This is a genomic window from Arthrobacter sp. Dra40, from assembly GCF_059091905.1.
This window is the reverse complement of record NZ_JBNHHB010000072.1, coordinates 1-24,447: the sequence shown is the minus strand read 5'-3', so window position 1 is coordinate 24,447 and position 24,447 is coordinate 1. Positions and strand designations below refer to the sequence as shown.

At 66.9% G+C, this 24,447-nt stretch carries 18 protein-coding genes; 7 read left to right on the top strand and 11 right to left on the bottom strand.

Annotation, left to right across the window (positions count from 1 at the left end; all coding sequences use genetic code 11):
• Positions 1-251 precede the first annotated feature (251 nt).
• The 3 genes from glgB to AC5RWT_RS21905 are packed head-to-tail and all read right to left on the bottom strand — an operon-like array spanning position 252 to position 7,943.
• On the bottom strand, positions 252-4,100 hold the full coding sequence (gene glgB / locus AC5RWT_RS21915; RefSeq protein WP_494081992.1) for a 1,4-alpha-glucan branching protein GlgB: 3,849 nt from the start codon (positions 4,098-4,100) through the stop codon (positions 252-254).
• The gene (treS, locus tag AC5RWT_RS21910) at positions 4,093-5,895 is read right to left on the bottom strand and encodes a maltose alpha-D-glucosyltransferase (protein ID WP_494044908.1); all 1,803 of its coding nucleotides are present in this window, start codon (positions 5,893-5,895) and stop codon (positions 4,093-4,095) included. The genes glgB and treS overlap by 8 nt, the downstream gene beginning before the upstream one ends.
• Positions 5,895-7,943 (bottom strand): alpha-1,4-glucan--maltose-1-phosphate maltosyltransferase, encoded by a 2,049-nt coding sequence (locus tag AC5RWT_RS21905; protein WP_494081995.1) that lies wholly within the window; start codon positions 7,941-7,943, stop codon positions 5,895-5,897. Before AC5RWT_RS21905 ends, treS begins: the two co-directional genes overlap by 1 nt.
• 146 nt (positions 7,944-8,089) lie before the next feature.
• Between AC5RWT_RS21905 and glgP the strand changes: the two genes are divergently transcribed.
• From glgP to AC5RWT_RS21880, 5 genes are all read left to right on the top strand, one after another.
• Entirely contained in the window at positions 8,090-10,723 is a 2,634-nt protein-coding gene (gene glgP, locus AC5RWT_RS21900) for an alpha-glucan family phosphorylase (RefSeq protein WP_494081991.1), read from the top strand.
• Positions 10,724-11,140: 417 nt separating this feature from the next.
• A complete protein-coding gene (locus tag AC5RWT_RS21895) occupies positions 11,141-12,205 on the top strand; it encodes a YihY/virulence factor BrkB family protein (RefSeq protein ID WP_494081990.1) in 1,065 nt (354 codons plus the stop codon).
• Positions 12,206-12,253: 48 nt separating this feature from the next.
• Positions 12,254-13,042: a hypothetical protein gene (locus AC5RWT_RS21890; protein WP_494081989.1), complete on the top strand. Its 789-nt coding sequence runs from the start codon at positions 12,254-12,256 to the stop codon at positions 13,040-13,042.
• Positions 13,039-13,500, top strand: a complete 462-nt coding sequence (locus AC5RWT_RS21885) for a phage holin family protein (protein WP_494044913.1) — start codon at positions 13,039-13,041, stop codon at positions 13,498-13,500. Before AC5RWT_RS21890 ends, AC5RWT_RS21885 begins: the two co-directional genes overlap by 4 nt.
• Positions 13,497-14,084, top strand: a complete 588-nt coding sequence (locus tag AC5RWT_RS21880) for a DUF3618 domain-containing protein (protein ID WP_494081988.1) — start codon at positions 13,497-13,499, stop codon at positions 14,082-14,084. Before AC5RWT_RS21885 ends, AC5RWT_RS21880 begins: the two co-directional genes overlap by 4 nt.
• A gap of 76 nt (positions 14,085-14,160) precedes the next feature.
• On the opposite strand, the gene glgX is transcribed toward AC5RWT_RS21880, so the two are convergent.
• The 6 genes from glgX to AC5RWT_RS21850 all read right to left on the bottom strand — a co-directional run bounded on the left by glgX (position 14,161) and on the right by AC5RWT_RS21850 (position 20,807).
• On the bottom strand, positions 14,161-16,155 hold the full coding sequence (gene glgX, locus AC5RWT_RS21875; RefSeq protein WP_494081994.1) for a glycogen debranching protein GlgX: 1,995 nt from the start codon (positions 16,153-16,155) through the stop codon (positions 14,161-14,163).
• A 115-nt stretch (positions 16,156-16,270) separates the two neighbouring features.
• A complete protein-coding gene (rlmB, locus tag AC5RWT_RS21870; protein WP_494044916.1) occupies positions 16,271-17,248 on the bottom strand; it encodes a 23S rRNA (guanosine(2251)-2'-O)-methyltransferase RlmB in 978 nt (325 codons plus the stop codon).
• Between the two features lie 118 nt (positions 17,249-17,366).
• Positions 17,367-18,827, bottom strand: a complete 1,461-nt coding sequence (gene cysS / locus AC5RWT_RS21865; RefSeq protein WP_494081987.1) for a cysteine--tRNA ligase — start codon at positions 18,825-18,827, stop codon at positions 17,367-17,369.
• Between the two features lie 132 nt (positions 18,828-18,959).
• Entirely contained in the window at positions 18,960-19,460 is a 501-nt protein-coding gene (ispF, locus tag AC5RWT_RS21860; protein WP_494081986.1) for a 2-C-methyl-D-erythritol 2,4-cyclodiphosphate synthase, read from the bottom strand.
• A 2-nt stretch (positions 19,461-19,462) separates the two neighbouring features.
• Positions 19,463-20,233 (bottom strand): 2-C-methyl-D-erythritol 4-phosphate cytidylyltransferase, encoded by a 771-nt coding sequence (gene ispD, locus AC5RWT_RS21855; protein ID WP_494081985.1) that lies wholly within the window; start codon positions 20,231-20,233, stop codon positions 19,463-19,465.
• Positions 20,234-20,324: 91 nt separating this feature from the next.
• Entirely contained in the window at positions 20,325-20,807 is a 483-nt protein-coding gene (locus AC5RWT_RS21850) for a CarD family transcriptional regulator (protein WP_127513280.1), read from the bottom strand.
• 254 nt (positions 20,808-21,061) lie between these two features.
• Here AC5RWT_RS21850 and AC5RWT_RS21845 point away from each other — a divergent pair, with 254 nt between their 5' ends.
• Positions 21,062-21,610 carry a hypothetical protein gene (locus AC5RWT_RS21845; RefSeq protein ID WP_494081984.1) on the top strand — a complete coding sequence of 183 codons (549 nt, stop codon included), beginning with the start codon at positions 21,062-21,064 and terminating at the stop codon, positions 21,608-21,610.
• A gap of 82 nt (positions 21,611-21,692) precedes the next feature.
• Here the strand turns inward: AC5RWT_RS21845 and AC5RWT_RS21840 are convergent, their stop codons facing one another.
• Together AC5RWT_RS21840 and AC5RWT_RS21835 are read right to left on the bottom strand one after the other, a co-directional pair.
• Positions 21,693-22,373, bottom strand: a complete 681-nt coding sequence (locus AC5RWT_RS21840; RefSeq protein ID WP_136787239.1) for a winged helix-turn-helix domain-containing protein — start codon at positions 22,371-22,373, stop codon at positions 21,693-21,695.
• Positions 22,370-23,563, bottom strand: a complete 1,194-nt coding sequence (locus AC5RWT_RS21835) for a sensor histidine kinase (RefSeq protein WP_494081993.1) — start codon at positions 23,561-23,563, stop codon at positions 22,370-22,372. Before AC5RWT_RS21835 ends, AC5RWT_RS21840 begins: the two co-directional genes overlap by 4 nt.
• A gap of 183 nt (positions 23,564-23,746) precedes the next feature.
• On the opposite strand from AC5RWT_RS21835, the gene phoU reads away from it, so the two are divergent.
• Positions 23,747-24,406, top strand: coding sequence for a phosphate signaling complex protein PhoU (phoU, locus tag AC5RWT_RS21830; RefSeq protein WP_494081983.1), 660 nt, complete (start codon positions 23,747-23,749; stop codon positions 24,404-24,406).
• Positions 24,407-24,447: the final 41 nt, after the last annotated feature.

Genomic DNA, 24,447 nt, shown 5'->3' with positions numbered 1-24,447 from the left:
TTGGCACACTATTGAGTTCTCAAACAACAGGAGCACCCGGCACCAAGACGACCCTCACAGGCCCTCCATCGCTCCGGAGCAACTTTTCAAACTTACCGGCGCCGTCAGTCTTTGTCAAACTGTCCGGCCCGTTCCTCCCGGCGGCCAAGGCCTCCGGTGGGCTTCGCGCTGGCGGCTTCACCGCCCTGCGCGGATATAAACTCTAGCACCGCTCGGGCCGGATGTAAATTCCACTGCCGTTCACTCCTCCGTCACCGGGCGGACCGCCCGGCCGAGGGCTTCAGGTACATGACGCCCAAGGGGGGAACCCGCAGAACGGCCGAGGCCGGGCTGTCCTTCCAGCCGCCTTCTTCTGCTGTGATGGCCCCCAGGTTGCCGACGCCGGACCCGCCGTATTCGGCCGCGTCCGTATTCAGCGTCTCGTCCCACTCTCCGGCCCACGGCAGCCCCAGCCGGAAGCCTTCATGTGGAGCGCCGGCGAAGTTCGCCACGCAGACCAGCGGGTTGCCCTGCTGGTCCCAGCGGATGAAGGACAGCGTGTTGTGCACGCCGTCGTTCTCATCAATCCATTGGAAGCCGGCCGGTTCATTGTCCCGCTCGTAAAGCGCCGGCGTGGAGCGGTAGATTCCGTTGAGATTGCGGACCAGCCGCTGCAGCCCCTTGTGCGGAACGTTTTCGGAGAGCCACCAGTCCAGTCCGTGCTGTTCGGACCATTCGGATTCCTGACCGAATTCGGTACCCATGAAGATCAGCTGTTTGCCCGGGTGCGCCCATTGGAAGGCCAGGTAGGCGCGCAGGTTGGCAAGCTGCTGCCAGCGGTCGCCGGGCATCTTGCGCAGCATCGATCCCTTGCCGTGGACTACTTCGTCATGGCTGATGGGCAGCAGGAAGTTCTCGGTGTAGGCATAGACCATCGAGAAGGTGGCCTTGCTGTGGTGGTACATCCGGTTGACCGGGTCCTCGGCGATGTACTCGAGGGTGTCGTGCATCCAACCCATGTTCCACTTCAGCCCAAAGCCGAGGCCGCCCGCGCTGGTCGGCCGGGTCACGCCGTCGAACGCGGTGGACTCTTCCGCGATCATGACGATGCCCGGCACCCGTTTGTATGCTGTGGCGTTGGCTTCCTGCAGGAAGGAGATGGCCTCCAGGTTTTCGCGGCCACCCTTGATGTTGGGGAACCATTCCCCTTCCTTGCGGGAATAGTCGCGGTAGAGCATCGACGCCACCGCATCCACCCGGAGCCCGTCGATGTGGAATTCCTCCAGCCAGTACAACGCGTTGGCCACCAGAAAGTTGCGCACCTCGCGGCGGCCGAAGTCGAAGATCAGCGTGCCCCAGTCCGGGTGCTCGCCCAACCGCGGGTCGGCGTGCTCGTACAGCGGCTGGCCGTCAAAGCGGGCCAGGGCCCATTCGTCCTTGGGGAAGTGCGCCGGCACCCAGTCCAGGATCACGCCGATGCCGGCCTGGTGCAGATTGTCCACCAGGTACTTGAAGTCGTCCGGATGCCCGAACCGCGAGGTCGGCGCGTAGTAGGAGGTGACCTGGTAGCCCCACGATCCGCCGAACGGATGCTCGGCCACCGGCATGAACTCCACGTGCGTGAAGCCCTGCCAACTGACATATTCGGCCAGCTGGTCGGCCAGTTGCCGGTAGTCCAGCCCCAGCCGCCACGATCCCAGGTGCACCTCGTAGACACTCATCGGCCCGTTGTGCGGGTCGCGGACGGCACGCCGTTCCATCCACTCCTGGTCGCCAAAGCGGTAATGCGACTCGACCACCCGCGAGCCGGTCAGCGGCGGGACCTCGGTCCAGCGGGCCATCGGGTCGGCCTTTTCGCGCCATTGGCCGTCCTGGCCCAGCAGCTCGTACTTGTACACGGCGCCGGCCTCCACGCCGGGAATGAACAGTTCCCACACTCCGGACCCGCCCATTGAACGCATCGCGTGGAGGGACCCGTCCCAGTGGTTGAAGTCGCCCTTGACCCGGACGGCGCGCGCATTCGGCGCCCAGACGGCGAAGCTGGCGCCGGCGGTGTCGCCCAGCGCGGAGTTGTAGCGCCGCACGTGGGAGCCCAGCGCGGTCCACAGCGTTTCGTGCCGGCCCTCACCGATCAGGTGCAGGTCGATCTCGCCCAGGCTGGGCAGGTAATGGTACGGGTCGTCGACGATGCTGGGGGCACCGCCGTCGTACACCACCTCAAGGCGATAATCCGGGACGTGTCCCGGGTCGTCGGCGGGGAAGACCGCCACCCAGATGCCTTCGTGTTCGTGCTCCATCGGCACGCGCAGCGAGGGCGTGACCACGGTGACGGAGTCGGCCAGCGGACGCCGGGTGCGGACGGTGACGTGCCCGTGGTCGTCCAGATGGGCGCCAAGCACGGCGTGCGGCTGGTGGTAAGCGCCGTGCGCGACGGCGGTGAGCACCTCCGCGTCGACCGGCACCGGGGCGCCGTTGCGGCGGCCCGACGGCGGGGATCCCGCCGATGCTTCGGATGCCGCCGCGGCGGGCCGGACGGGCGCGGCGGCCGTCGTGGGCCGGATGCCCGCGGCAGCGCCGGCGGCGCCGACTCCGGCGGCAGCCAAGTCCCGGCTGCCCTCGGCTTCCCCGCCCGCGCCGGCCAGCGGGGCCAACGCCTCGCGAACACCGCGGACCGGAACCTTGACCCAGCGCGGACGATTGCGCTGTTCGTAGACCACTTCGTAGAGGGCCTTATCCAGCAGCAGCGCCAAATACAGGGTGGACGAGGTGTCCACCGGGTCGCCGGTCTCTTCGCGGTAACCGTCCAGGAAGGCGGCGCTGGCCTGCGCAGCCCACTCATCGGCGGCGGCAGTTGCCGCATCGTCGGGTCCGGCCAGCCGGGCCACCCCTGCGGCGTAGTCAAAGGAGCGCAACATGCCGACAACGTCGCGCAGCGGCACGTCGTCCGTGCCGCGCTCGCCCATCGGCCGAAGCGGCTCGCCCTCGAAGTCCAGCACCACCCAACCTCGTTCCGGAGAGTTCAGCACCTGGCCCAGGTGGTAGTCGCCGTGGATCCGCTGCAGCTCGGGAAGCTCGGTGACCTGGTCCAGCCGGTCCAGCAGTTCCTGGACCGCCTCGTCCATCGGGCCCACCGACGCACCGGCCTGCGCCCAGCCCCAGCGGATCCGTTCCGCCAGCGCGGCCTTGAACGCACCGACTTCCTGGGCATCCGCCCAGTGGCTGCCGGCCGCGTCGCGAAGGCTGCGGTGGATCCGTCCGGTCACAGCCCCGAGCTGGCGCGCCTGCGAGCTGAAGTCGGTGCCGTCCAGCGCCGAGCCGGACGCGGTGCGCCACGCGTCCTGGCTGTCCGGCAGGAACTCCCGCAGCACGCTGAGGTGGCCGGTGTCCCACAGGCGGTCGCTGCCGTCGTCGTTCTGTCCGGGGGTAAGCCAGCCGCCGGTGACCCAGCCGTACGTGGCCGGGACTTCCCGGCAGCCCGCCTCGGTGAGCAGCACGCCCACTTCCACGTCCGGGTTGGCGCCGGCTTCCAGGACCCGGAAGAACTTCACAATCAGCGGTCCGTGGCCGGACTGAACCACCACAGAGGTATTGGACTGCTCGCCCAACAGCACCGAGGCCTCCAGTCCGGTGGAGAACTCCGGCCACGTGTCGAACCCGGCACCGGCATGTCCGCGGGTGTGCCCGTCGCTGGTCACCGCCTGCCGCCGCATCAGTTCCAGCCAGGCGGCGACGAACACCGGATCGTGCGCGCCGTCGTAGATCCAGCGCTCACCGGTGCCGCTGTCCGCAGCGTCATCCCCGCTACCGGTCCAGGCCGCGCCAGCGTCGCCGTCGGCACCGGTGCTGTCCGCGGGCTCCTGCTGCGCGCGCCCCACCAGCGCCGCATCCCCTCCGGCCAGCGGCTCCTTGCGGTAGCTCAGCGGCACGTTGACCACGTGGACGGCGTTGGCGGTGTGCACGGCCACGATGTGCACCTCCAGCCCCACCTCGCCGGACGGATCCTGTAGCCGGATGCCGCCCAGCCGGTGCAGCACGGATTCCTGGCCCTTGGCCGGGAACCAGCGCTGCGCGGGCAGCCACGGGTGCAGGAGTTCGGGAATGCTCGGCGTGAATTTAGGCATGGGTTGTTGCCACCTCGGTTTCTTCAGTCGCGGGTCTGATGACCGGGAGGGTCTCAGTCTGCGGTGATGCCAGGTTGGATGAAGTCGAGCGCAGGCGCAGCCAGAAGAAGTCGTGGCTGCCCAGCGTCAGGGTGAGTTGGCCGGCGTCGTCAAACGCCGGGAACGGTGTGCCGCCGAACAGGTCGCGCAACCCGCGGCCGGCGAATTGGGGCAATTGCAGCGGGGCCGCAACCGGGTGCTGCGAGAGGTTGAAGATGCAGAGCAGTACTTCCTTGTCCACACCCTCCGGATTGTTTTCCGGCACCTCGCGGAGGAAGGCCAGCACCGAGTCAGATTCCACCGGCACGTTCTGGTAGCTGCCCAGCCCGAACGCCGGGTGGGCCTTGCGCACCGCCAGCATCTGGCGCACCCAGTGCAGCAGGGAGCTGTTGTGCGCCAGCTGCGCCTCCACGTTCACGTAGTTGTAGTGGTACACCAGCGACTGGACCACCGGCAGGTAGAGCTTGCCCGGGTCCGCGGTAGAGAACCCCGCGTTGCGGTCGGGGTTCCACTGCATCGGCGTGCGGGAGGCATCGCGGTCTTCCAGCCAGATGTTGTCGCCCATGCCAATCTCGTCCCCGTAGTACAGGAACGGGCTGCCCGGCAACGAGAGCAGCAGCGCATGGATCAGTTCGATTTCCGCCCGGGAGTTGTCCAGCAGCGGGGCCAGCCGGCGGCGAATGCCGATGTTGGACCGCATCCGCGAGTCCGGGGCGTACCAGCCGAACATCGCCTCGCGCTCTTCCATGCTGACCATTTCCAGCGTGAGTTCGTCATGGTTGCGCAGGAACGTCGCCCATTGGGCACCGGCCGGGATGGCGGGGGTCTCCTCCATGGTGGCCACGATCGGGCGGGCGTTCTGGTCCCGCAAGGCGTAGTAGAGCCGCGGCATGATCGGGAAGTGGAAGGCCATGTGGCACTCCGGACGCACTTGGCCATCGTCGTCCTGCTGGCCGAAGTATTCCACTACCTCATGCGGGAGCTGGTTGGCTTCGGCGATGATCACGCGGCCCGGGTATTCGGCGTCCACCATGGCGCGCAAATCCTGCAGGAAGGTGTGCGTGGTGGGCAGGTTTTCGCAGTTGGTCCCGTCCTCTTCGAACAAGTACGGGATGGCGTCCGCGCGGAAACCATCGATCCCCTGGTCCAGCCAGAACCGCACCACATCGAACACCGCCTCGATCACCTTCGGGTTCTCGAAGTTCAGGTCCGGCTGGTGGCTGAAGAAGCGGTGCCAGTAGAACTGCCGGCGGATCGGGTCGAAGGCCCAGTTGGAGTCTTCGGTGTCAACGAAGATGATTCGAGCGTCCTGGTATTTCTCGTCCGTGTCGGACCAAACGTAGAAGTCGCCGTACGGGCCGTCCGGGTCGCGCCGGGACTGCTCGAACCAGTCGTGCTTGTCCGAGGTGTGGTTCAGCGGCAGGTCGATGATCACGCGCACGCCGCGGGCGTGGGCCTCGGCCACCAGTCGTTTGAAGTCGCCGATGGTGCCGAACTCGTCCAGCACGTCGTAGTAGTCCTCGACGTCGTACCCGCCGTCGCGCAGCGGGGATTTGAAGAACGGCGGAACCCACAGGCAGTCGATCCCCAACCACTGGAGGTAGTCGAGCTTCTCGATCAGCCCGGAGAAGTCGCCCGAGCCGTCACCGTTGGCGTCCGCGAAGCCGCGCACCAACACCTCGTAGAACACGGCCTTGCGGTACCAGTGCGGGTCGTGGGCCAGGCCCGGAGCATGCAGCTGAAACGGGCTCGCCATCAGCGGCTCCTTCGGACATGCAGGACGTGGGCCGGTTCCACGTGGGCGTCCAGCCGCACGTAGTTGTGCTCGCCCCAGCGCCAGCTCTGTCCGGTGAGCAGGTCGTCCACCCAGAACGTGCCGTCGTCGTTGTAGTCCTCGTCCCGCAGCCCCAGGGCCGCCAGGTCCAGCGACACCGTGGATTCGCGCGCACTGTGCGGATCCACATTCACCACCACGATGACGGTGTCCCGCCCGCCGCTGTGGGATTCGGGCAGGTGCGCCTTGTGTTTGGAGTACACCACGGTGGCCGGATCCGTGCTGCGGTGGACGGCCAGGTTCCCCAGGTCGCCGAGGGCGGGATGGGCCCGCCGGATGGAGTTCAGCCGGGTCAGGTACGGGGCCAGCGAGCGCCCCTCGGCCTCCGCGGCGGCGAAGTCGCGGGCCTTGTACTCGTACTTTTCGTTGTCGATGTATTCCTCGGCGCCCGGCCGGGCCACGTGTTCGTAGAGTTCATAGCCTGCATACACGCCCCAGAGCGGGCTGGCCGTCGCCGCGAGCACCGCGCGGATTTTGAATGCCGCCGGGCCACCGTACTGCAGGTACTCGGTGAGGATGTCCGGAGTGTTGACAAAGAAGTTTGGCCGGAAGAACGCCGCGGTCTCGTGGCTGACCTCGGTGAAGTACTCTTCAATCTCTTCCTTGGTGTTGCGCCAGGTGAAGTAGCTGTAGGACTGCTGGAAGCCGGCCCGGCCCAGCGCGTGCATCATGGCCGGCCGGGTGAAGGCCTCGGCCAGGAACACCACGTCCGGATGCTCGCGGTTCACGGTGCCGATCAGCCACTCCCAGAACCAGACGGGTTTGGTGTGCGGGTTGTCCACCCGGAAGATCTTCACTCCGTGGGAAATCCACAGCTGCACAATCCGCAGGACCTCTTCGGAGAGGCCGCGCGGGTCATTGTCGAAGTTCAGCGGATAAATGTCCTGGTACTTCTTCGGCGGGTTCTCCGCGTAGGCTATGGTGCCGTCCACCCGGGTGGTGAACCATTCGGGATGTTCGGTGGCCCACGGGTGGTCCGGGGCCGCCTGCAGCGCCAGGTCCAGTGCCACTTCCAGGCCGACCGCTTCGGCGGCCGCCACGAAGGCGTCGAACTGCTCGAAACCGCCCAGATCGGGGTGGATGGCGTCGTGTCCGCCGTCCTTGGAGCCGATCGCCCAGGGCGATCCGGGGTCCCCCGGACCGGCAGTCAGGGTGTTGTTCGGGCCCTTGCGGTTGACCTCGCCGATCGGGTGGATCGGCGGCAGGTAAATCACGTCAAAGCCCATCGCGGCCACGGCCGGAAGGCGCTCCGCCGCCGTCGTAAAGTCTCCCGAGGTCCAGACGCCGGTAACGGGATCGTAGTGCGCGCCCTCGGAGCGCGGGAAGAATTCGTACCAGGCGCCGCGGCCGGCCCGTTCGCGTTCCACCAGGATGGGGTATTGCTTCGAGGGGCTGACCAGGCTGCGGATCGGGTGGCTGCGCACTGCGGCCAGCACCGCCTCCGAGGTGCCCGCGGCCAGCCGCTCGTGCACCGACAGGGATGTATCGGCGAGCGCGGCGGCAGCTTCGCGCAGCACCCGCGCGTTCTCTTCCGGCCGCCCGCCTTGCCCGCCGGCCTGTTCCAGCAACTGCTTGCCTTCGGTCAGCATGAGGTCCACGTCGACGCCGGCGGCGATCTTCACCTCGGCGTTGTGCCGCCAGGTGGCGTAGTTGTCTCCCCAGCCTTCCACGTGGAAGGTCCACAGGCCGGTGCCGGTGGGCCGGATTGTGCCGTGCCAGCGGTCGGTGCCGGCGGCCCCGGGGGTCAGCCGGGCGCGTTGGACCGGATTGCCGTCCGGGTCGAACAGCACCGCGGTGGCACCGATCTTGTCGTGCCCCTCGCGGAAGACAGTGGCGGCTACCTCTATGTCCTCGCCCGGGATCGCCTTGGCGGGGAAATCGCCTCCGCCGACCACGGGCCAAACATCGACCACTGGGATGCGGCCGAATTTCAGGCGCTGCGTTGGATGGGACGGGCTGTGCTCCTGCATCGAAGTCGTCACAAGACTAGACGTTAGCGAGAATCCATCCCGAATGCGAAGGATCCCGGCGCCGCGGAGACGGATTGGCGGCCAGTTCGGCGCGCATTAACCTGCCTGTCATCACCGGTGAAGGTATCTGCGCTAACCTAGGCCGGGTGAAGGCAATCCGCAGATTTACCGTCCGCACTGTCCTCCCCGAGAGCATTGCTCCGCTGGCCCGGCTGGCAGGCAACCTGCGCTGGTCCTGGCACCGGCCAACCCAGCAGCTCTTCGAACAATTGGACCCCAAGGCTTGGGCCGAGGTGGGCCAGGATCCGGTGGCCCTGCTGGGCTCCTTTACCCGCGAACGGCTGCGCGAGCTCGCCGCCGATGACCACGTGGTGACGCACGTGCGCGAGCTGGATGCGGATCTAGAGGAGTACCTCACCGAAGACCGCTGGTACCAGACGCTGGGAGCGGATACCCCGGCGTCGATCGCTTATTTCTCTCCCGAGTACGGCATCAGCCACGTGCTGCCGCAATACTCCGGCGGCCTGGGCATCCTGGCCGGCGACCACCTGAAGGCCGCGTCCGATCTGGGCGTGCCGCTGGTGGGTGTGGGCCTGCTTTATGCCGCCGGCTACTTCAATCAGTCCCTGAGCCGCGACGCGTGGCAGCAGGAGACGTATCCGGTGCTGGACCCGGACGGCCTGCCGTTGACCTTGCTGCGCGAGGCGGACGGGCAGCCGGCCCAGGTCACCTTGCCGCTGCCGAACGGGCGCCGGCTCGGTGCCTACATTTGGCGCGCCGATGTGGGCCGGGTGCCGCTGCTGCTCCTGGATTCCAACATTCCGGGCAACGATGAGGCCGCGCGCGGCATTACCGACCGGCTCTACGGCGGCGGCGGCGATCACCGGTTGCAGCAGGAGCTGCTGCTGGGCATGGGCGGGGTGAAGGCGCTGCGTGTGCACCAGCGGCTCACCGGCGCTCCGGCCCCGGAAGTCTTCCACACCAACGAGGGGCACGCCGGGTTCCTGGGCGTCGAGCGCATCCAAGAGCTGGCGGCCGCCGGCCTGAGCTGGGACGAGGCTTTGGCCGCGGGCCGCGCCAACACCGTTTTCACCACGCACACTCCGGTGCCGGCGGGCATCGACCGGTTCGACAAGGCACAGATCCAGCACTTCTTCAGTGCAGGGCTCGCCCCGGATGTGCCAACCGCCAAGATCCTGGAACTGGGCGATGAGAATTACGACGGCGGAGACCCGTCCAAGTTCAACATGGCCGTGATGGGCCTGCGGCTGGCGCAGCGGGCCAACGGCGTGGCCAAGCTGCACGGCGTGGTCTCGCGCGGCATGTTCTGCGGGCTCTGGCCGGGCTTCGACCAGCAGGAAGTGCCGATCGGCTCGGTGACCAACGGCGTGCACGTGCCCACCTGGGTGGACCCGCGGGTCGCGGAGTTCGCCCGGTCGGCGTTCGGCGACCAAACCGTGATCGACCGCCAGTGGGACCGCGTGTACGACGCCGCGGACGAGGACATCTGGGCGCTGCGCCGGACCCTGCGGACAAACTTGATTGACGATGTCCGCCGCCGGCTGCGTGCCTCCTGGAAGAAACGCGGGGCCGCGGATGCCGAACTCGCCTGGACCGATTCGGTGCTGGACCCGGACGTGCTGACTATCGGTTTTGCCCGGCGTGTGCCCACCTACAAGCGGCTGACCTTGATGCTGCGCGATCCTGCCCGGCTCAAGGCGCTGCTGCTGCATCCCGACCGGCCGGTCCAGTTGGTCATCGCCGGCAAATCCCATCCCGCGGACGAGCAGGGAAAGCGGATGATCCAGGACCTGGTGCGCTTCACCGACGATCCGGAGGTCCGGCACCGGATTGTCTTCCTGCCCAACTACGACATCGCCATGGCCCGCACCCTCTTCCCTGGTTGCGATGTGTGGCTGAACAACCCCCTGCGTCCGCTGGAAGCCTGCGGTACCTCCGGCATGAAGGCGGCAATCAACGGCGGCTTGAATCTCTCCGTGCTCGACGGCTGGTGGGACGAGATGTACGACGGCGACAACGGCTGGGCGATTCCGACGGCGAACCCCTCCACCGAAGCGGGGACCGACGACGTGTTCGACCCGGATGAGCGGGACGACATCGAAGCCGCAGCTCTCTACGACTTGGTGGAGCACCATGTGGCGCCGCGCTTTTACGCCGCCGAGATATCCGAAGGCGCCGGAGCCGCAGGCCCGTCCGAGCCGGTCGGGCCGGACCACGTACCGCACCAGTGGATCGCCATGATCAAGCACACTCTGGCCAACCTGGGGCCGGCCGTCTCCGCCGAACGGATGCTGCAGGACTATGTGGAGCAGCTCTACCGTCCCGCATCGATGTCCGGACACGCCGCCCGGGCCGACGATTTCGCCGCGGCGAAGGAACTGGCCTCGTGGACCAGCAGGGTCCGCAATGCCTGGGGCGACGTGTCGGTGGAACACGTGGACTCGATGGGCATAACCGACGAACCGCAAATCGGCGAGTCGCTGACGGTCAACGCGTACGTCCGGCTCGGCCCCCTGGCGCCCGACAACGTCACCGTCCAGGTGGTGCACGGGCAAGTCACCGACAACGACGATCTCGCGCAGACTTCCACCGACGACCTGACCGTCGCGGACCAGCTGGGCGACGGCCGCTATTTGTTCACGGGCCCGGTAACCATCGACCGTTCCGGTTCGTTCGGCTACAGCGTAAGGGTGCTGCCCAAGCATGCGTCCCTGGCTAACCACGCCGAACTCGGCCTGGTGGCCAACGCCACCAACTGATTCCCCGATCCGGAGCGACTCACTTCCCCCGGCCGACGGGGTCCCGCGCCTGACAGGCCCAGGTTTCACTGTCAGGCGGGTCCTCGCCGGCCGGATGGGCTGCCCGCCATGAACTGTGTTCTGCCGATGCCTGGGTGCGCCGCCGGCCCCGCGGCAGGTGAAATTCGACGGAAATTTAACCGCCCTGTAAGTGTCCCCCTCCGCGGGACCTTTCGCGTCCGCCAGCGCCCGCCGTTGCCGGTTTATCCGCGGCAACGCGTGGTTAACCCTTCTCCTTGGCTGTCTGGTCCGCAGCCCGGCCGCAGCGGAAAATCTGCCCCTTCGTACGTCCTTCTGTGTGGCGCACCCCTTTATTATCAGCATGCTGACTAATAGCATGAAGGTATTCCGTCCGAATGAACCACTAAGGAGGCGAATATGGGCGCCGGTACCGAGCAAGACACCGCACCACCGCCGGACCATGAGGACAAGCCTCAGACTCCCCCGCAGGTGAAGAAGGCCTCCTGGAAGTACATCCTTCGCAAGACTTTTCGCGAGTTCACCGACGACGATTGTACGGATCTGGCGGCTGGGCTGACGTACTACGGCGTCCTGTCCCTGTTCCCGGGCCTGCTGGCTTTGGTCTCCGTCCTGGGACTGGTTGGACAGGCCGAAGCGACCACCAACGCCATGTTGAGCATGGTAGAGAGGGTGGCGCCGGGTCAGGCGGTCGATGTCATCCGGCAGCCGATCGAGCAGCTGGCCAGCTCACAGGGAGCGGGGTTGGCGTTCGTCATCGGTCTGGTGGGTGCCATCTGGTCTGCCTCCGGATACGTCAACGCTTTCGGCCGAGCGATGAACAGGATCTACGAGGTCGAGGAAGGCCGGCCGTTCTGGAAGCTTCGCCCCGTCATGCTGCTGATCACCATCGTGGTGCTGGTGCTGGCGGTGCTGATGATGCTGATGCTGGTCTTGTCCGGACCGGTCGCGCAAACCGTCGGTTCCTTTATCGGCCTCGGCGAAGTGGCACTGACCGTCTGGAACATCGCCAAGTGGCCGTTGCTGGTCATCTTCGCGGTGGTGATGGTCGCAGTGCTGTACTACGCGACGCCGAACGTGAAACAGCCGAAATTCCGCTGGATGAGCCTCGGCGCCCTGATCGCACTGCTGGTGCTCGCTCTGGCAACCCTCGGCTTTGCCTTCTACGTGGCCAACTTCGGCAACTACAACAAGACCTACGGTGCCATTGGCGGCGTGATCGTGCTGCTGCTGTGGTTCTGGCTGGCCAACCTTGCCCTGCTGTTCGGCGCTGAGTTCGACGCAGAGACCGAGCGCGGTCGGCAGCTCCAGGCCGGCATCGCCGCCGAGGAAAACATTCAGCTTCCGGTCCGCGACAGTCGCAAGAGCGACAAGAATGCCGAGAAGGAAGAGGAGGACATTGCAGGGGGCCGCAAGCTCCGCCACACCTACGGGCAGGAAGAGCAATCCCGTGACCACACCTGAAAACGTCAGGCCTGACAGGAAGAAACCCGACACAGAAAAGGAATTGCCATGACCACGAATTCAAGTTCCGGCAGTTACGACGAGGGAGTTCCCGTTTACCCGGCCGGCGGCGCGGCAGTCCCGCCGCCCACGACTCCGCCGGCCACCGGCCAGCCTAAGAGCGAGACGGCCAAGACCGAAGCCAAGGAAGTAGGTCGCGAGGGTGTCGAAGCCGGCCAGCATGTGGCCGCGACGGCCAAGGGCGAGGCAAAACAGGTGGCTTACGAGGCCAAGGAAAAGGCCCGGAACCTTATGTCCGGATTGGGCGACGAGGTCCGCGGCCAGGCCCACACCCAGCAACAGCGCGTTGCGTCGGGGCTGCGGTCGATAGGCGAAGAGCTGAGCTCCATGGCCCGCAACTCTGATCAGTCCGGGACAGCGACCGATTTGGTGAGCCGAGCCGCGGACAGGGCTGACTCCGTGGCCGGTTGGTTGGAGAACCGCGACCCGGGATCGCTGCTGGACGAGGTGAAGCGCTTTGCCCGCCGGCGTCCCGGTGCTTTCCTGGCCATCGCGGCAGGCGCCGGCGTCCTGGCCGGCAGGCTGACCAAGGGCCTGACCGCCGACAGCGGCAGCGGCGCCGGAACCGGGCAACGCGTGGGCACGCACCGCGCTACTGCCGGCCCGGTCTACGCCTCGCCGGAGACGGCCGGCAGCTATGACGCCCAGAGCGCGGCGGGCTTTGCGGCACCCGGGGCGCAACCTGAGACCACCTACCCGGTCGGCGAACCGCCCCTTGGCGGTCGTGGCACCGCGATCCCGGACCGCAACCCCTATGAAGACGGAGGAACACGATGAGTCATCAGCAGGTGCCCGGTAACCAGCGGGTGCCCGGTCAGGATGCCGCCGAACCGACGCGGGCGGAAATCAAGGCCGAGAATGAGTCCCTCGGCGACCTGCTCAGCCAAGTCAGCAAGGACATTTCCGTGCTGATGCGGCAGGAACTGGAGCTGGCGAAGGCCGAACTTAAGGAGACCGGCACACGCGCCGGCAAGGGAGCAGGCATGCTGGGCGGAGCCGGTGTGGCCGGCCATTTCGTCCTGCTGTTCCTCTCCCTGGCCCTCTGGACCCTGATCGCCTACTTCATCGGGCTGGCTTGGTCCGGCCTGATCGTGGCAGTCATCTGGGCCATCATCGCCGCCATCCTCTACTCGGTCGGCCGCAAGCAGCTCAAGACCGTTCAGGGGATGCCCCGCACTGCCGAGTCAGTGCAGAAGATTCCGGAAACGTTGAAGCCAAGTGAGGAAGCACTATGAGCCAGTCACCAGAAGAAATCCGGGCCGACATTGAACGGACCCGCGCCCGGCTGGGCACCGATGTGGACGCCGTGGCCGAGAAAGCCTCGCCGGCGAACATCGTCCATCGGCAAACGGACAGAGTGAAGGACTCCGTGGGCCGGGTCAAGGACAAGGTCCTGGGCGCTGCCGACGACGCCGGCAGCAATACGAAGTCCATGATGCACGACGCCGGCGAAATGGCCAGCGACGCCCCGCACCAGATTGCCCGCAAGACGGAGGGCAACCCGGTGGCGGCAGGCCTGATCGCCTTCGGCGCAGGCTGGTTGCTGTCCTCACTGTTCCCCGCTAGCCGTGTGGAGCAGCAGGCAGCCGAAAAGGTTAAGGAAGAGGCCCAGCCGGTGGTCCAGCAAGTCAAGGACTCCGCCAAAGAGGTGGCCCAGGACATGAAGGAGCCGGCCCGGGAGGCGGCCGCGGACCTGAAGGACTCGGCCCAAGACTCGATGGGTAAGGTCAAGTCGGAAGGCACTTCCGCCGCCCAGGACGTCAAGGAACGGGCACAGGAGGCCCGCGGGAATGTGCAGGAGCCGCCGCGGCAGGTCTGATCCGCCTCGGATCGCGTCCCACCGCGCGGTAATCCGGCGCCGGGAGAGCCCTCGGGCCCCCGGCGCCGGATGCACGTCAGGAGCGGTAGATCGAGATGGCGTTGGCCGCGACGATGTCCTTCTCGCCGCTGCGGATCTTGGCCCCGCGCCGTTGATCGTCGATGTGCGAGCTGGTGTAGAGCAGCTCAAACGGGATCTTTTCGCCGTGATGCTTGCCGAACTCCTGCAGCGAGCGCGGAGCGGGCATCACGATTTTCTGCGGCTGGCGCCCCCCGTTGATGACGACCAGGCCGTCAATCATGCCTTGCGGCGACCCCATCAGCAGCTGGACCATCCGGCAGTCGGGGTCGTTCCAGTCATCCGGCGTCATCGGTTCGCCGTCGGCATTGAACCAGAGCAGGTAGGAACTCTCCTCCCGCGCCGGATAGTTGTAGGGCTGGTGCGCCAGGAAGGACCGGCGGATTTGGATCAGCCGGCGGGTGACATCAAACATGCGGTGTTCGCGCTCATCCAGCTGCCAGTTGGTCCAGGCCAGCGCGTTGTCCTGGCAGTAAGCATTGTTGTTCCCTTGCTGGCTGCGCCCAATCTCGTCACCGGCGCAGATCATCGGCACGCCCAGCGACAGCAGCAAAGTGGCCATCAGGTTCCGCGCCGTCCGCTCGCGCGCATCCAGGATCCGGCTGTCCCCGGTTTGCCCCTCGACGCCGTGGTTGTAGCTGCGGTTGTGGTCGTGGCCGTCGCGGTTGTCCTCGCCGTTCGCCTCGTTGTGCTTGCGGTGGTACGACGTCAGGTCGGCCAGGGTGAAGCCGTCATGGGCGGTGACGAAATTCAGCGAAGCCAGCGCCGTGCGGCCGGAACCGACGAACAGCTCAGTGGACCCGGCCAGGCAACTGGCCAGCCTGGCCACGGTCCCGCCCCGCCCGCCGGAGGCCGCGGCAGCCTGGTCCGCCAGCCAGAAATCGCGGACGGTATCGCGGAAGCGGTCGTTCCAGTCGGTCCAGCCCGGCGGGAAGTTGCCGGTCTGCCAGCCGCCCTCGCCCACGTCCCACGGTTCGGAGACCAGTTTGGCTCCGGACAACACGGAGTCGGCGCCGACGGCCACCAGGAACGGATGGCGGGGACTGAAGTGGTTCTGGCCGTCGCGGGCCAAGGACACGGCCAGATCGAAGCGAAAGCCGTCAATGTGGAACTCTTCCACCCAGTAGCGCAACGAGTCCAGGGCCAACTGGATCACCCGTGGCTCGTTGAAGTTCATCGTGTTCCCGCAGCCGGTGGTGTCCAGGTAGTTCCCGTGGCCATCGTGCCGGTAGTACACGTGGTCCGCCAGGCCGCGGAAGGAATACGTGTCCTGGTCTTTCCCGCCCTCGGCGGTGTGGTTGTAGACCACGTCCAGGATCACCTCGATCCCCACCGAATGCAGCTTCTTCACCATCGCGCGGAACTCGTCCTGCACGGCCCGCGGTCCTGCGGCCTGGGCCGCCGCGGTGGCGTAGCCAGGCCAGAGCGCGAAGAAGCCCAGCGTGTTGTAGCCCCAGTAGTTGGCCAGGCCCAGGTCCTGCAGGTGCGGCTCGTCCAGGTGGTAGTGCACCGGCAGCAGCTCCAGCGTGGTGATACCCAGTTCAAGCAGGTAATCAACCATCACCGGATGCGCCAGGCCGGCATAGGTGCCGCGCAGCTCCTGGGGAATCTCCGGGTGCAGCATGGTTTGGCCCTTGACGTGGCACTCGTAGACCACCGTGTCCCGCCACGGCACGTGCGGGCGCGAGTCGTTTCCCCAGTCGAAGCCGCCGGTGACGTACATCGAACGCAGCACCCCGCCGTCGTCGTCAATGGCACGCCCGTACGGGTCCAGCAGCAGCTGCCCCGAGGCCGGCAGCGCCTGGCCGTGCGGCCAGAAGGCGTACCGGCTGCCTTCGTCCAGTCCCTTGACCGTGCCGTGGTGGACGCCGTCCGTGAAGGCCTTCAGTTCAGCGCACTGCCAGGCGCCGCGTGCGTCCTGGAAGTGCACGTCCAAGGTGGCGTACCCGGGGGCGAACACCGCCACATTTACCGCGCCGGGGATCGCCGGCATGCCCGGGGCCGTGGCGCTGACCCCCAGCGGGAAGGCCCGCGAAAGCTGTGGCGGGCGAGCCGGCAGCTGGGGGGAAATGCTCTTGGCGTGACGGGCCAAAACGGTCCACCTGCTCCTAGCGGGCGCGCTGCCGCGATATCTCGTACAGGCTGATGCCCACGGCCATCGAGGCGTTGAGCGATTCCATCGCCGAATCGATCGGGATGGAGACAATCTGGTCGCAGTTCTCGCGGACCAGCCGGGAGAGGCCCTTGCCCTCGGAACCAACGACCAGGCACACCGGCTCGGTGGCCAGGGATAGGTCAGGCAGCGACACGTCGCCCTCGCCGTCCAGACCCAGCACGAAGATGCCCAGCTGTTGGAAGGCCTTGAGCGTGTTGGTCAGGTTGTTCGCCTTGGCCACGGGCACGCGCACGGCCGCGCCGGCGCTGGTCTTCCAGGCGGAGGCCGTCATGCCCACGGAGCGGCGCTCGGGCACCACCACGCCGTGGCCGCTGAAGGCGGACGCGGAGCGGATGATGGCACCGAGGTTGCGCGGGTCGGTGATCCCGTCCAGCGCCACGAAGAGCGGGGCGTTGTTGATATACCCCTTCTTGAACTTGGCCATGGTTTCTTCGGCCAGCTCCAGCGCGTCCTGGTATTCGTAGGGCGGGATCTGCAAGACCAGGCCCTGGTGAACGGCCTCGTCGGTCATCCGGTCCAGTTCGGACTTGTGCGATTCCAGCACCGGGATGCCGCGTTCGGCGGCGATCTTCAGCGACTCCTTGACCCGGTCGTCCATCTCGATCCGGACCGCCACGTGCAGTGCCTTCGCCGGCACCTCTGCGCGCAGGGCTTCCACCACGGAATTGCGTCCGGTCACCATCTCGCCGGCGGACTTCCCGCGGCGGGCGGCGGGGCGCTGGCCGCCCTGCTGCTTGGCCGCCGACCGCTCGGAGAGCTGCTTGCTCCGGTACGCCTTGTGGTACGGGCGGTCTTCGGCCTTCGGCGTCGGCCCCTTGCCTTCGAGCGCCTTGCGCCCGTGTCCGCCGGTTCCTGTGGTGGGTCCCTTCTTGGACTTGCGCACCGCTCCGGGGCGAGGTTTGTTGGCCATCGAAAACTACCTTTGGTGTTGGGGAAGGTGTGCTCCCGCTGGCGCACACCGGCGGTGGCCGGCTGGCCCGACGGGAACCGTCTGGCTTAAAGGGTACCGCCAACCGTGCGGGCTGCCGTCAGCCGAGGCTCCAGGTAGCGCCCTCGGCCGAGTCCTCCACCACGATTCCGGCCTCGGCCAGGGTGTCGCGGATGGCGTCGGCGCGGGACCAGTCCTTGGCCTCGCGGGCCGCGCGGCGCTCCTCCAACTGGGCGCGCACCAGCGTGTCCAGGGCCTGGTGTGCCGCGGTGTCCGCGCCGCCGGAGTGCCAGTGCGGATCCAGCGGGTTGATGTGCAGCACGTCGGTCATGGCCATCACCTGGTGCAGCGCGCGGGTGGCGGCTTCCTTGTCCTTGGCGTCCAGGGCAGTGTTGCCGGCGCGCACCGTTTCGTGGATCGCGGCCAGTGCCTGCGGCACGTTAAGGTCGTCGTCCATCGCGGCGGCAAACGCCTCCGGCACGCGTTCGCTCACCACGAACCCGAACTGCTCCCCGTAGAGGAACTTCAGCGCCCGCTGCAGGAAGCCCTCGATCCGCTCCACCGCGGCGGCCGCCTCCACCAGCGAGCCGGGGTTGTAGTCCAGTGCGGACCGGTACTGCGCCTGGCCCAGGTAGTAGCGGACCACCAGCGGCCGCGCGTCCTGGAGCATTTCGGCTGGAGTGATGATGTTGCCGATCGATTTGGACATCTTCTCGCCCTCGAAGGTGACCATGCCGTTGTGCATCCAGAAGTTGGCGAAGCCCTGGCCGGCCGCCCGGGACTGCGCCACTTCGTTCTCGTGGTGCGGGAAGCGCAGGTCCAGTCCCCCGCCGTGGATGTCGAACTCGGTGCCCAGGTACTTGGTGACCATGGCCGAGCACTCCAGGTGCCAGCCCGGCCGGCCGGCGCCCCACGGGCTGGCCCAGCTGGCGGTCTCCGGCTCCCCTTCCTTGTGCCCCTTCCAGAGCGCGAAGTCGCGCGGATCCTTCTTGCCGCGCGGGCCGGCGTCGGGCGCGGCCTGCATGTCCTCGATCCGCTGGTGCGTCAGCGAGCCGTATTCGGGCCAGGAACGCACGTCGAAGTAGACGTCGCCGGAATCGTCCAGCGCAGGGTAGGCATGGCCGCGGTCGATCAGCTGCTGGATCAGCCGGTGCATCTCCGGGATGTGGCCGGTGGCGCGCGGTTCGTAGGTGGGCCGTTCCACGCCCAGCGTGTCGTAGGCCTTGGCGAACTCCTGCTCATAGCGGTAGGCCAGCGCCCACCAGGGCTCGTTCGGGACCAACACCATCGGGTCCTCGGCGGCGTCCGGGCGGAAGGAGTCGGCCGACTTGACCAGGATCTTGTCGTCAATGTCCGTCACGTTGCGCACCACCGTGACGTCGTAGCCGCTGGAGCGCAGCCAGCGGGTGAGCTGGTCGAACGCGATGGCCGAGCGGATGTGGCCCACGTGCGGGTCGCCCTGCACCGTGGCGCCGCAGTAATAGAGCCCCACCTTGCCCGGGACCAGCGGGACGAAATCGCGGACTTGCGCGGTGGCGGTGTCATAGAATCTCAGGCTCACCGCTCTAGCGTAGCCGCGCCCGCGGTACCGGTGCGAACCGTTGAGTCCTGTGGCGCACCGGCCCCATCGCGGAGCGAAGGCGGGCGGCCCCGCGCGGAGCGCGTGGCGGGCCTCCTGCTACGTACTTGTCCCCTAGCGAACGGAAACAACGACGGCGGTGGCCACCGCCGCGATCCCCTCGCCACGGCCGGTGAACCCCAACCCGTCGCTGGTTGTGGCGGAGACACTGACCGGCGCGCCGGCGGCCTCGCTGAGCACCGCCTCGGATTCTCCCCGGCGCGGTCCGAACTTGGGCCGGTTGCAGACCAGCTGGACGGCAATATTGCCGATCTCGAACCCGGCCTCCCGGACAATCCGGGCCGCCTCGGACAGCAACCGCACGCCGGAAGCGCCCGCGTACTCCGGACGGTCGGTGCCGAAGTGCGTGCCCAGGTCGCCGACTCCGGCGGCGGAGAACAGCGCGTCGGCGGCTGCGTGCGCAGCAGCGTCGCCATCGGAATGACCGGCCAGGCCCTGCTCCCCTTCCCACAGCAGGCCGCCCAGCCATAACGGCTGAGGGTCGGCCGGCGGGGCGAAAGCGTGGACGTCTACACCAATTCCGGTACGGGGGATGGGATACGGGAGGTCGGGCACGATCAGCCTTCCATGATGCGTCGGGGCTGGCGGGCGGGCAGCAGTGCTTCGGCCACGGCCAGGTCCAGCTGCGTGGTGATCTTCAGGGCCTGCGCCGAGCCGGGCACCAGCATGACGTCCACGCCGCTGCGTTCCATCAGCAGGGCCTCGTCGGTGATGCTGTCGGCTTCTCCCGGCCCCAGACCGGCCAGGCTTTCGTGCGCCCGAGCCAGCGCCGCGGCATCGAAGCCCTGCGGCGTCTGCACCGCCCGCAGTTGCCCGCGGTCTACCGTAGCCGCCACTTTCTCCGGTGCAATGCCCGCCTCCGCCCCGGTGCTCGGCGTCGCCGTCTTGATGGTGTCCACCACTGCAACCGCAGGAACGACGGCGCGCGCGCCGGCCGCCAGCGCGGCCGCAACCCGCTGGAACACCTCGGGCGGGGTGAGTGCCCGGGCGGCATCGTGCACCAGGACGGCGCTGATGCCTTCCCCCAGCCCGCGCAGCGCCGCGGCGACCGAGGCCGCCCGGGAGGCACCGCCGTCGACCGTTGAAATCACTACGTCCGGGTGCTGCGCAGCGAAGCCGGCACAGAGCTGCCGCAGCACTGTATCTCCGGCGGGAACGGCCACGCAGATCCGAGCTGCGACCCCGGCTGCCAGCACGCCCCGGAGCGCATGCGCCAGGATCGGTTCGCCGGCCAGCGGGACCTGTGCCTTGGGCAGGCCATAGCCCAGCCGGGTACCGGAGCCCGCCGCCACCACGATCACGCCCACTGATGCCTGTGCTGTGCTCATCCCCCTAGCCTAATCGGGCGGCACGGGCCGCCCGCCGGCATGCAAAAAGCGGCCGGCATCCCGTTCGGGATGCCGGCCGCTAGGAGCACAATCAGGAGGCGAGGACCTCGTCGAGGACCTCTGCTGCCTTGTCTTCGTCGGTCTTCTCTGCCAGCGCGAGTTCGGAAACCAGGATCTGCCGCGCCTTGGCCAGCATCCGCTTCTCGCCCGCGGAGAGGCCGCGGTCATGGTCCCGGCGCCACAGATCGCGGACAACTTCCGCTACCTTGATGACGTCTCCGGAGGCCAGCTTTTCCAGGTTCGCCTTGTAGCGGCGGGACCAGTTGGTCGGCTCTTCGGTGAACTCGGCACGGAGCACATCGAACACATGCTCGAGGCCTTCCTTGCCCACCACATCGCGGACCCCGACCAGGTCCACATTTTCCGCCGGAACTTCAATAGTCAGATCGCCCTGGGCAACCCGGAGCTTGAGATACATCTTTTCTTCACCCTTGATGGTGCGCATTTTGATCTCTTCGATCTTTGCGGCACCGTGGTGAGGGTAAACAACCGTCTCGCCGACCTCAAATACCATGTGTAGTATCCCCTTTCCCGACCACCAGTTTACCATGGATAATTCGGCCACTTCCGCGAGTTTGCGGGGCTAATAGCCCCTCTGCGGGCTAAAATGCGGCCCCTGAACCCCTTGACGGATCGTCGATTTGGTGCATTCGAGTGGATTCTTACAGGCGTCGAATCCAGCTTTTCACCGGTTTGCCGGTAGGCTAGGCGAGGCAAGCTGCCTAGATCTGCAGCACCGCACCTGATTGATACTGAGGAGTTTCTGCCGTGAAGATTGCGCCGAAGAACCGTGTGCAGCGCACCCTTGTAGCAGGCGCCGCCGCGCTCACCCTGCTCGCATCGACTGGATGCGGCGCAATCAATGAACAGGCCACCACCAAGTCCTACTCCGCCAGCGACGGCATTGTGGCCAATGTTGGCCCGATCGGCCTGCGCAACCTGCTGGTTGTCGCCGAGAACGAAGACGCAACCGGCCGCCTCCTCGGCACCGTGGTGAACACCTCCGACTCCCCCGTGCAGCTGAGCATGACGGGCTCGGGCAGCACCGCCACCGTCACCGTCCCGGCCGATGGCCAGATCCGCTTCGAGGACGAGGCGAACAAGACCACCGTTGACCGCCCCGGAGCCGCTCCCGGCGCCCTGGCCAACGTCACCGTCCGCGTGAACAACGAATCCGCCGACGTGCGGGTGCCGGTTCTGGACGGCACGCTGCCGGAGTACAGCAGCTACGTCCCCACCCCCGCACCGACCGAATCCGCCGCGCCGAAGGAAACCCCGGCGCCGTCGGAGGAGCCCACCGACCAGGCCGGCGCCTGATCCCACCCACACCAGCAAAAAGGCCGGGCCGCTTCCCTTCCAGGAAGCGGCCCGGCCTTTTTGGTTCTCTAGCCGGGTGGGCCTACGGTTCGAACTTGTAACCGAGCCCGCGGACGGTGACCAAGTAGCGCGGCGCAGAAGGATCGGGCTCGATCTTGCTGCGCAACCGCTTGACGTGCACGTCAAGGGTCTTGGTGTCACCCACGTAGTCGGAGCCCCACACCCGGTCAATCAGCTGTCCGCGGGTCAGGACCCGGCCGGAGTTGCGCAGCAGCATCTCCAGCAGTTCAAATTCCTTCAACGGCAGCGACACTGGTTCGCCGTCCACGCTGACCACGTGCCGTTCCACATCCATCCGCACCGGGCCGGAGGAAACGGTGTTCGGCACTAATTCCTCCGGTTCGCCCTGGCGGCGCAGTACCGCACGCACCCGGGCCACCAACTCGCGCGAGGAATAGGGCTTGGTGACATAGTCGTCGGCGCCCAATTCGAGTCCCACGACCTTGTCGATCTCCGAGTCCTTGGCGGTGAGCATGATGACCGGGACCGAGGAACGCTGCCGCAGCTGCCGGCATACTTCCGTTCCGGACTGACCGGGAAGCATCAGGTCCAACAGGACCAAGTCCGCGCCGGCCCGGTCGAACGCCACGATGGCTTCCAGTCCGTTGTCCACCACCTCGACTTCGAAGCCTTCTTTACCCAACAGATAGCTCAACGGATCGCTCAGCGATTCTTCATCTTCGACGACCAGAATGCGGGTCAAGCACCGACTCCTTGTTCATGCGCCACACCGGCGCCCTGCGTACGCGGCCCCACGGATTCAGTGGTGCCACCGTCTTCCTGCTCCATTTCCGGCAGCCGTACGGTGAAGGTGGAGCCCTGTCCGGGCTGCGACCACACCGATACTTCCCCGCCGTGCTGGGAGATGACGTGTTTAACAATGCTCAAGCCGAGGCCTGTTCCGCCGGTCTGCCGCGAGCGGGCGTCGTCGAGGCGGTAGAAGCGCTCGAAGATCCGGTCTTGCTGGTCGGGGGTGATGCCCGGGCCCTGGTCGGTCACCGAGATGGTCGCCAAGCCTTCGCGCACGCGCAGTCCAACGCCCACCTTGCTTCGTTCCGGGGCGTAACGGATCGCGTTGTCGATCAGGTTCCGCAGCGCGGTGGTCAGCAATTCGGCATCGCCGAAGACCGGCACGCCGATGTTTCCGCCAACCGACAGTTCGATGTGGCGGCTTTCCGCGGTGAGCTTGTTGCGGTCCACGGCTTCGGCGACTACGGCGTTTAGGTCCACCTCGGTGCCGCCCTGCACCACGTCCGCACCCTGCAACCGGCTCAGCTCGATGATGTCCTGCACCAGCGCGCCCAGCCGGCGGGCCTCTTTGTGCATGCGGCCGGCGAAGCGACGCACGGCTTCCGGATCGTCCGCGGCGTCGTCGATGGCTTCGGCCAGCAGCGAGATGGCGCCGACCGGCGTCTTCAGCTCGTGCGACACGTTCGCCACGAAGTCGTTGCGCATCGCCTCGGTCCGGGTAATTTCGGTCCGGTCATCGGCCAGCAGCAGGATGTACTCCTCGCCGATCGGCGCCACCCGCACCTGCACCACAATGGTGCCCTGGCCCAGCGGGCCCCGCGGCAGTTCAAGCTGCCGCTCTTCGATCACTCCGTCGCGGCGCACCCGGGCGGTCAGGCCCAACAGTTCGGAGTGCACTATCGTGTGGCCGCGGACCAGCCCGAAGGCGTAGGCGGCCGGGCTGGCGCGCACCACGCCGTCGATCGCGTCCACCACTACATAGGCGCGGCCGACGACGGAAAGCACCTCGGCGGCGCCGTCCGGCAGAGTAGGCTCGGCAACTTCCTGCAGCCGTCGCCGCTGGCGGTCGCTCAGGCCGAACGCGAGCACGCCGAAGCTGCCCAGCGCCAAGCCGATGAGGCCTGCCAGCAAGCCGATAGTCAGTGGATCCACGCCTCTAGCTTAGGCGCAGCCCCGCTCAGCTTCAGGACCATCCAGTAGTAATCGTGAGTCCGTTCAACTAACGTTCACCTGAGGCGACGTAATAGTTAACCGCCGCCTGACAAGGTGTGATGCGAATGGGATGCTAGGTCCCGTATGCTCACGAACACAACCGAAAGGACGCCAGTGCGCAAGGTTTTCCAGGCCGAGCTCCATCAAGTCGGAGAACAGCTGGTCGAGATTTCCCGGCTGGTCACCGAGGCGATGCAGAAGGCAACCACTGCGCTCGACACCGCAGACATCGAGTTGGCCCAGGAAGTCATTGCCGCCGACGCCCGGATCGACTTCCTCCAGACGGATCTGGACGAGCGCTCCATCGACATCCTGGCGCTGCAAGGGCCGGTCGCTTCAGACCTGCGCATGATTGTGGGCGCACTGCGGATGAGCGCCTCGCTTGAGCGGATGGGCGACCTCGCCCGGCATATCGCGCAGCTGGTTCGCCTGCGCTACCCAGACCTCGTGATCCCCGAATCGATGCGCGCGACGTTCCGGGAGTTCGCGGAGCAGGACATTGCCATCTCGGAGAAACTGACCGAGCTACTCGAGACCCGCGACCTGGACCTTGCCGCCCAGATCGACATGAGCAACTCCCGCGTCAACGAACTGCACGCCGGCGTCTTCAAGGCCATCGCCGATCCAGCCTGGAACTCGTCCGGACCGACCACGGTGGACGTCTCGCTGGCCAGCCGCTACTTCGAGCGCTTCGCCGACCACGGTGTCTCGGTCTCCCGCAAGGTGACCTACCTGGTGACCGGCGAGTGGCGGCCCAACGGCCAGTCCGTCTAGGCAGAAACTTAAACCGGAAGGCCGGCTCCCCGCGGGGAGCC

What these genes read in the sequence shown, in the direction of transcription:
- AC5RWT_RS21895 (WP_494081990.1), top strand. Translation starts at nt 11,141, where the DNA reads ATGGGCGCCGGTACCGAGCAAGACACCGCACCACCGCCGGACCATGAG.
- glgB (WP_494081992.1), bottom strand. Translation starts at nt 4,100, where the DNA reads ATGCCTAAATTCACGCCGAGCATTCCCGAACTCCTGCACCCGTGGCTG.
- AC5RWT_RS21880 (WP_494081988.1), top strand. Translation starts at nt 13,497, where the DNA reads ATGAGCCAGTCACCAGAAGAAATCCGGGCCGACATTGAACGGACCCGC.
- AC5RWT_RS21885 (WP_494044913.1), top strand. Translation starts at nt 13,039, where the DNA reads ATGAGTCATCAGCAGGTGCCCGGTAACCAGCGGGTGCCCGGTCAGGAT.
- glgX (WP_494081994.1), bottom strand. Translation starts at nt 16,155, where the DNA reads ATGCCGGCGATCCCCGGCGCGGTAAATGTGGCGGTGTTCGCCCCCGGG.
- rlmB (WP_494044916.1), bottom strand. Translation starts at nt 17,248, where the DNA reads ATGGCCAACAAACCTCGCCCCGGAGCGGTGCGCAAGTCCAAGAAGGGA.
- AC5RWT_RS21890 (WP_494081989.1), top strand. Translation starts at nt 12,254, where the DNA reads ATGACCACGAATTCAAGTTCCGGCAGTTACGACGAGGGAGTTCCCGTT.
- treS (WP_494044908.1), bottom strand. Translation starts at nt 5,895, where the DNA reads ATGGCGAGCCCGTTTCAGCTGCATGCTCCGGGCCTGGCCCACGACCCG.
- ispD (WP_494081985.1), bottom strand. Translation starts at nt 20,233, where the DNA reads ATGAGCACAGCACAGGCATCAGTGGGCGTGATCGTGGTGGCGGCGGGC.
- AC5RWT_RS21850 (WP_127513280.1), bottom strand. Translation starts at nt 20,807, where the DNA reads ATGGTATTTGAGGTCGGCGAGACGGTTGTTTACCCTCACCACGGTGCC.
- AC5RWT_RS21905 (WP_494081995.1), bottom strand. Translation starts at nt 7,943, where the DNA reads ATGCAGGAGCACAGCCCGTCCCATCCAACGCAGCGCCTGAAATTCGGC.